We start from the raw sequence: 667 nt of genomic DNA, 5'->3' as shown, positions 1-667 counted from the left end.
ACGGCATCCGAGCAGAGTTATCACCTCACAAAGCTGCACACGGCAGGTCTCCTGGACAAGGCTGCCTTATCCGCAAAGCAGGCGGAACTCAACGCCAAGCTGACAGAACTACGACGGGAGAGGCGAAAGCTGCTTTGCAATGAGGATATTGATGAGCAGGTCGATGCAATTCGCCTGACGATTGATACCATCCGGAACGGACCAGAGACTCTGTCCAGCTTTGACGAAATCCTGTTCACCAAGCTGGTGGAGCGAATCGTTGTAGATACCCAGAGCACCATCCGCTTTCAACTATATGGCGGATTTGAATTCCAAGAGACGCTGGAGGCGTAGGCAATGGCAAATCGGAAGATATTGTATGGCTACCAGATCATACACGGCGATCTGGTTATCCAGGAGGAGGAACGACTCACTGTTCAAAATATATTTACCACCTATCTGGCCGGGTTATCCTATCAGGCACTGGCAGACCGGATGAATGCGGACAACATCCCGTTCTCTCAGGAATCGCCGCTGTGGAACAAGCACAAAATCAAGCGAATGCTGGAAAACTCTCGCTATGCCGGGGAAAATGGATACCCACCCATTATTGACCAAGATACCTTCCAGCAAGTGCAGGAAAAGATCTCAGAAAAGACAAGTGGGAAGTTTCCACGCCGGACGGAAT

The 667-nt window shown here is 50.7% G+C and carries 1 protein-coding gene and 1 pseudogene; both read left to right on the top strand.

The genetic code is table 11. The features are described from left to right. Window positions 1-333 (top strand): annotated as a pseudogene (locus B5F88_RS19935) (recombinase family protein); the annotation flags it as partial. A 3-nt stretch (window positions 334-336) separates the two neighbouring features. Then, window positions 337-667: recombinase family protein (locus B5F88_RS19930; protein WP_204246296.1), on the top strand; the 331-nt coding region annotated here is incomplete at its 3' end.

This window comes from Flavonifractor sp. An306, from assembly GCF_002159455.1.
Taxonomy (GTDB): Bacteria; Bacillota; Clostridia; order Oscillospirales; family Oscillospiraceae; genus Flavonifractor.
The sequence above is the reverse complement of the archived record's forward strand: the minus strand, read 5'-3'. Positions and strand labels throughout refer to the sequence as shown.